The organism is Neobacillus drentensis (genome assembly GCF_036966985.1).
Classification (GTDB): domain Bacteria; phylum Bacillota; class Bacilli; order Bacillales; family Cytobacillaceae; genus Neobacillus; species Neobacillus drentensis_E.
This window is the reverse complement of sequence record NZ_JBALSN010000134.1, coordinates 894-7797: the sequence shown is the minus strand read 5'-3', so window position 1 is coordinate 7797 and position 6904 is coordinate 894. Positions and strand designations below refer to the sequence as shown.

Sequence of the window (6904 nt, the reverse complement as noted above, 5' to 3'; positions counted from 1 at the left end):
TTTATTTAATCAAACGTTCCGAAAAAGAATTATTTAATTATTATCTTAATCAGAAAAAAACAGGTAAAGCATTAAAAATGGCCAATGTATTGATAAATGTTAAATAGAACAGGAAAAGGCATGTCACATACTACTGTTACATGCCTCGACTTACTCATTCTTCTTGGAATAAGTATGCTTCTAAATATTACAAATTTTATTAAGATTTTATTAATAGTAAGAGAGTGAGGTACATTAAAATCATAAAAACTAAAAAAGAAAATATACTTGATACAAAAATAATAGAATGATTAGAAGGTATGTAGATCCCCTCTTGGATTTCCCTTCTTTTCTTTCTGTATTGCCATGTAGACAATACGCAAATAATAAAGCAAATCACACATGCAAAAATTCCAAGAATGATAACTAAGGTATTAATAAATGGATTCGAGCTAATTTTACTTGTAAAATGCAAGGAAGTCGTTAAAAAACCTACTCCAGCAATAGATATCGCTGTTCGAATCCAGGCAAGGTACGTTCTTTCATTTGCTAAATGCTGCTGTGCATACTTTACACTGTCTCCTGAAGACTCTTCTATTCTATATAATGCTTTCATAAGGAAATGAATCCTTTCTGCATATAATTTATTCTTGTAAAATAATTATTCCTGTGATCGAGCCGAAAGCCACTTATCCCAAACTTCAGCGAATACCCCGGTCAAGACAAGCGAAACATGTCCACCTTCATAAACCTCATAAGTTTTATCCTTACTTGAAACAAGGTCCATCACCGGAAGACTTTGCTTCTCTAATATAATTGTGTCACGTGAGCAAGAGAAGACAAAAAGCGGGCAGTTTATATTCTTTAAATCCACCTTCCTGCCCCCAATCACCAATTCTCCCTTTAAGAGTTTGTTCTCTTGATAGAGATCGTTGAACAGCTGTTTGAATGCAGCACCTGCAAACGAAGTAGAGTCCTTCGTCCACTTATTCATTCGGCGCCACTTTTCTACATATTTCTCATCATGTGCACGGGTGACCAGATTGATTTTAGAACCTGCAAAACCCGGTGAAACCATTCTAAATATCAAATACATAATTTCTGTTGGAATGGTCCCATGTGCATCGGCAAAACGGTCAAGATTTAGCTGCCCTTTTTGTAGAGCTTCCAGCAACTTATCAGGAAAGATGCCGATACTAAAATCGATTGGAACGGCTGCAAGTGATAAATTCTTAATTGGCAGTTTCGTTATGGAAGCCAAAATGGCTGCAATGGTTCCACCCAGACAATAACCGGCAAGGGATATTTCCTTTGCACCTGAATGTCTTAAAGCACGTTTAAGGGCGTTCTCTAAATAATCAATGATATAATTATCAAGAGTGATATCAGAATCTTCTAGCCCAGGGGAGCCCCAATCCAATAAGTAGACATCATAGCCGCGCTCGGTAAGTCCGCCTATAACGCTGCTTCCTTCCCCGATATCAAGAATGTACGCCTTATTTAACAAGGAGTAGACTAGAAATACGGGGATGGCATGTCTTTTTTCCTTTGCAGGATGGTACCATAAGGTTGCTTTACTTTTCTTCCAGACAGTCTGTCTCGGTGTAGGTACAATCTCTGGCTTTGGCTCGGTCATAATTTTATAAAGCTGGTTCCACCGTTTCGTTTCTTTTTCTAAGTTTAAGAGCGGAAAAAGGTTCGTTCCTAATGTTTTCATTTTGATCACTGCTCTCCTCGATGTTATTTAATTTTATTTGTACCGGTGAGCACTAGATCTTTATCCTGCTTTTTTTCCGGTTCTTTTTTCTGCTTTTTCTGCTCTATTTCGATGAGACCTCTCTCTATTTCTTTCCGCAATTCCTGAAGGTCATCATTCATTTTTTTGGCTTCCACTACCTCTTGGGACATCTTTTGGAATTCATTCTTCATTTGCATGACAATTGTTAATATCTCTTCGAACATTCCTACATTTTCTTTCGTAATGGAGCTTACACTGTCTTGTAATTTCCAAATTTGTTCTTCTAAAATATCAATTTTTTCTTCTGTCTGAATAGATAGCTTCGCGGCATTCGCGACATCTTTCTTTGTCGGGATATTCATTAGTGACGCAAAAAGCTCTTGGTTCTTTCTAAGTCGCTCTAGGTAAGATGAATAGGTGTTAAGGCCGAAACTTGCTGTGCGAACAAACTCTTTGTTGTCTGTTAGGTTATATAATAGGCCAGTTAATTGTTTGTCCCACATTTCACTCAATTGGTTAAATCCAAAAGATGAATCAAAGATTTTTTCGTTTGACATGTTGTTGTTCTCCTTAAATTAAGAATTTGTAGGTTATTCCGTTTTTTCCATATATTTATTTAGCGGGAAAATAAGTTCTTTGAATTGTGTTGCAAACTGATTAACTAATCCTTTTTGATATTCATAGAGCGGATTTCCAGCTTGTTTAACAGTTTTGATATATTGCAATCTTCCTTTTTTCCTAAGATCAATATATTGATCCATCATTTCTTGGTATTTCTCAATCTCCTGGCAATTTGCAATGGTTTGAGACGGAGTAATTAAGAGAGACAATACTCTCTTTTGAATCTGATCCATTTGCGCATTAATTTCCTCATAAGACTGAATTGGAAAGAAATGCTGCAAGGTGGTAGTTGACATTAAAAATTCATCTCGTGCAATCTTTTCCCATTCAGTCAATTCCTTTGTAAATTGCTCTACTATTGCTTTTATATTTCCCTGATTCCGTTGTACACTTTCAGAGCATCTTCTCAGCTCTTTAAAAAAGACTTCGTCGCGATGTTCAGCACACTTTGCCCATTCATCTAATTCATGAATTGCATATCTCCCAAGCAAGTCAAGGCTAGAAAGCGATGCTTCATTTTCGTCTTCGACATTGATTTCTTCGCCCTGTTTTCCCTCTAGTAATGGTTGATCTACCGTTTCTACCGTTTCGTCAACTTCTTGTTTTTGCTTTTGCGTTATTGTATCTTCCAACGATTCTTTTAAATTATCTTTTTTTGCAGCCATTTTACGCACATCCTATTAAAAATATATTAAAGATTTTGGTTTAGTTTGAAATCTGGGTTATTAATTAGTCCAGTGAAATAATCTCTTAGAGGTTCACTGTTCTTTTATCATTCTCTGTTGAGACTCGTTGTTTTGGCTTTCCGAAAAGGAACATGAACATAGCTGTAACCACCAAAGCAACAGAGATTCCATAAATGGATGCGCTAAAACCCACTGCTGGATTTGCACCTGAAGCTTGAATGAGCTTTCCAAAAATGATGGGAGCAAAAATACCTGAGGATGTCATAATTCCATAATAAGTACCTGTCATAACACCTCTCCGCTCTGGAAGTAAACTAATGATTACTGTAGGATTAAGGTTTGCAGCTGTAACTGCTAATGTATACACTATAGAAAGGACGATGATGATCGAACCCTTCCCAGAAACAAGGGGATATATCGCGTAAAAAATGCCTGCTAGAATCAGACTACTGGCAGAAAAAAGAATTCGCGACTTCCATAAATTTAGAGTTTTTTTGTATATTCGATCTGAAATGATTGCCAGTACTAATGAAATTATAGCGCCTATTAATCCGGAAATAGCAATAATTTTTCCAGCTTGTTGTTCAGTGAACCCCTTAACTCTCATTAAATAGGCGGGATTAAAGGTAAGTCCAAAGACAATAAAAGAAAAGCCGATACATGCCGCTAAGGATGTAAAAATAAAAATAGGAGATCGTAACGCTTTCCAGATGTCTTTCCTATTTGTCTCTTGTTTGTTTTTCTGTATACTTCCCTCTTCTTCAAACGGAACATCTGATGTCAGCCGTCCGAGCCAAAGCCAACCAATTAACCAGACAAAGCTAAGAATGCCAGAAATAAAAAACGTTTGTTTCCAACCATAATTTGACATTAAAAAAACCACTATCGGAGCTGTAACAGCTATGCCCACAACATTGCCAAAATTTAAGATTGATATGGCTAATCCACGTGATTCCGGTTTAAACCATTTACTAATATGACTGACAGCAGTTGCTTGAAAAGGACCTTCTCCTACACCTAGTAATACTCTAGTAAATAAAAGTAGTGGAAGGCCTGAAACAAACAGCACCATTGATTGCGAAATGGTCCAAATAATCGCCATAACAGCCAATAGCTTTCCAGTTCCATAACGGTCTGATAAAGAAGCCCCTAATATTCCAGCTAATGAAAACAACCAAAAAAAACTGCTTCCCACAATTCCAAATTGAGAGAAAGTTAGATTCAAATCCTTCATAATATGAATTCCGGCTAAACCTGTAATGGATTTATCGGCAAAATTAACAATAGACATAATAAAAAGTGAAAGTAAAATAATCCATTTCGTCCAACTTTTCATTCAAACTCCGCCTCTCATCAAATATATTCATTTTTTCGATAAAAATTAGCAATCATATCTAAGGAGAAAAAACACCTGCTATGCCAGCCTTTATAGCGAGCAAGATTGAACAGGTGCTTATTGTGAAAAAATTGAATCATAAATGATTTTTCTCAGTTAATTAAGGTGTTACGATATTTGGTAACCGGTCGAACTCATCTAAAAGTGATAAAAATTCATTCAATTTTGTTTGGTCACCAGAGATGATTAATTTACCTGCTGCTACGGCTTGTTCTGGTGAAAGCAGGCCAAGTCCAATTCCATAGAATGTGAATTGATCAAGAGCTAAGGAAACATCTGGATCAGCATTTAACTCACCTGCTTTATATATTAAAACGGAATTTTCTAAAAAAATTGTATATTCTTGATCGGAATTTGATAACGTTACATTCAACGTTATTGTTATACCATCAGCTTTTGGACCGTTTAGTTTAACAGCTATCAGCTTTAAGAATTCATCTACTGGCATATTTTTAATGACTCCAGAAACATCTAATGGCGAATTATCTTTATTAATGCCATTTCTTAGTTCGGATGCACCAACAAGATAAATATTACGCCAATTGGCTGATTCTGCTTGGTATCCTAATTGTTCGAAAGCCATAGCTAATAAATTTTTTGCATCCGAATTTTCTGGGTCAGCCATTACGACATTTTTTAATACTTGAGCTACCCAGCGATATTCACCATTATCAAAGTCATCTTTTGCTTTTTGCAAAATGGTAGCTGCTCCACCCATGTATTCTACATATTTAAGGCCAGCTGCCACTTGTGGTAATGGATCTAAATCTGAAGGATGAGCACTATAATAACCTAAGTAAAAATTGTAAATTCCCTTTGAATTATGCTTTAACGTACCATAATACCCACGATTCCCCCAATAAGTATCCAATGCTTTTGGAAGTTTGATTGTCTCAGCTATTTCATCCATCGTATATCCGTGATTGGCTAAACGCACTGTCTGATCGTGCATATATTTATATAAATCACGTTGCATTTTCAGATGGTTTAATGCCTGATTCTTACCCCAAACAGGCCATGCATGGATCATGAGCAAGGCATCAATCTCTTCATCTTCAAATAAATCGATTGTTTTATCGAGAGAATTAGCCCAATGTAAGGCATCCCGAGTCTTTGCTCCTCTTACCGTATAAATTTGATGCATCAATTGATTAGCGTTCTCTGATACAAATAATGCTTTGTACTCTTGGATATAAAAATGCATTTCAGCTGGTGCTTCTGTGTTTGGAGTTAATAGAAATTGAAAGGTTACCCCATCGATTTCCATCGTTTGGATTTCGTTTTCAATTTCAACCGTAGGCAGCGCAAAACTCATTGTCCCGGAACTCATCGTATTTCCTATTCCTATAGATACAGAACCCATCGTGCCATCTGGGATATTCTTACCAAACTGATACTCTGCACGACGCGCCATTATGGTACCTAATAGAGCATTTTCACTTAATGCTTCTTTGGTAAAATGTTGGGGAACTATGATCGGAATGGTAGGATCTTCCGCATATTTTAGAACGGCTTGAATACCGCCAAAATGGTCCGCATGACTTTGACTAATAATGATAGCCGAAACTGGCTTTCTTGGACGATGCTTATAATATAATTCCATTGCAGCTTCAGCAGATTCAGTGCTTCCTAATGCATCACAGACAATGACTCCTTGTTTACCTTCAAAAAAGAAAGTGGTGGCGATTGATTGTCCACGAATTTGATAAACCCCTTCTACAACTTCAAACAAACCAGAGATAGTCTGTAATTGTGCATTTCTCCATAAACTTGGGTTAACTGTTTCAGGAGCAGTATCGTTTAGAAATTCTAACTTATCGATGTCCCAGACGACTTCCCCAGAATCATCTTTAATAATTGTAGATTCTAAAGGTGCAATAAAGCCTCGGTTTGCATCTACGAAATCCTGTAAATCATCAAAATTTAGATATTCGTACACTGCTAAATTTGCCTTTTTTGTAAAAGAAGTTGCGGACATAGGTTGAGTTGAAACTTTACTTTTCATACAAACCTCCATGAATTATTATTTTAAAATTCAAAAAAAGGAAAACACTTTTGACTACCTGGCTATAATGTCAGTTCACCAACCAAACATTAAGAGGAGGTTTTCAAGTGTTTTCCATATAAGTAGATTGCCAGATTATGAAATGTAAAATTTGCGCTTTACATCTTGTAAACGAGATTAAGCCTTTATCGCAGGTACCTCGAAAACTTCATTTATTACTTTGGTGATAATCGTGGCTGGTATCTTATAGAAAACTCCGGCAGGGTCATTATGAACAGCTGGTACCAAATGTTGAAGTGTCTCTTCGTTACATTCAAATTCACCAAAAGTGTCTGGCAAATTCACTGCTTTGCGGAGATCCCTTATATATTGGACAACTTCCTCTAAACATTTTTCGGGTTGTTCTGATGGATTTGCTATACCCAACGCTTGGGCGAACCCCGTAATTCTTGGCAAATAGTACGTCGGCAGGGACTCCA

The 6904-nt window shown here is 36.6% G+C and carries 6 protein-coding genes and 1 pseudogene; all 7 read right to left on the bottom strand.

Annotated features, from left to right (window positions below; genetic code table 11):
• Positions 1-199 precede the first annotated feature (199 nt).
• Positions 200-595 (bottom strand): YidH family protein, encoded by a 396-nt coding sequence (locus V7659_RS09510; RefSeq protein WP_335539669.1) that lies wholly within the window; start codon positions 593-595, stop codon positions 200-202.
• A gap of 45 nt (positions 596-640) precedes the next feature.
• A complete protein-coding gene (locus tag V7659_RS09505; protein WP_335539667.1) occupies positions 641-1696 on the bottom strand; it encodes an alpha/beta fold hydrolase in 1056 nt (351 codons plus the stop codon).
• A 23-nt stretch (positions 1697-1719) separates the two neighbouring features.
• Entirely contained in the window at positions 1720-2274 is a 555-nt protein-coding gene (locus tag V7659_RS09500) for a polyhydroxyalkanoate biosynthesis repressor PhaR (protein ID WP_335539665.1), read from the bottom strand.
• Between the two features lie 33 nt (positions 2275-2307).
• Positions 2308-3003: a hypothetical protein gene (locus V7659_RS09495; RefSeq protein ID WP_335539663.1), complete on the bottom strand. Its 696-nt coding sequence runs from the start codon at positions 3001-3003 to the stop codon at positions 2308-2310.
• Positions 3004-3088: 85 nt separating this feature from the next.
• On the bottom strand, positions 3089-4360 hold the full coding sequence (locus tag V7659_RS09490; RefSeq protein WP_335539661.1) for an MFS transporter: 1272 nt from the start codon (positions 4358-4360) through the stop codon (positions 3089-3091).
• A gap of 160 nt (positions 4361-4520) precedes the next feature.
• Positions 4521-6425, bottom strand: a complete 1905-nt coding sequence (locus tag V7659_RS09485) for an alkyl/aryl-sulfatase (protein ID WP_335539659.1) — start codon at positions 6423-6425, stop codon at positions 4521-4523.
• 177 nt (positions 6426-6602) lie between these two features.
• Positions 6603-6904, bottom strand: a pseudogene (locus tag V7659_RS09480) (iron-containing alcohol dehydrogenase); the annotation flags it as partial.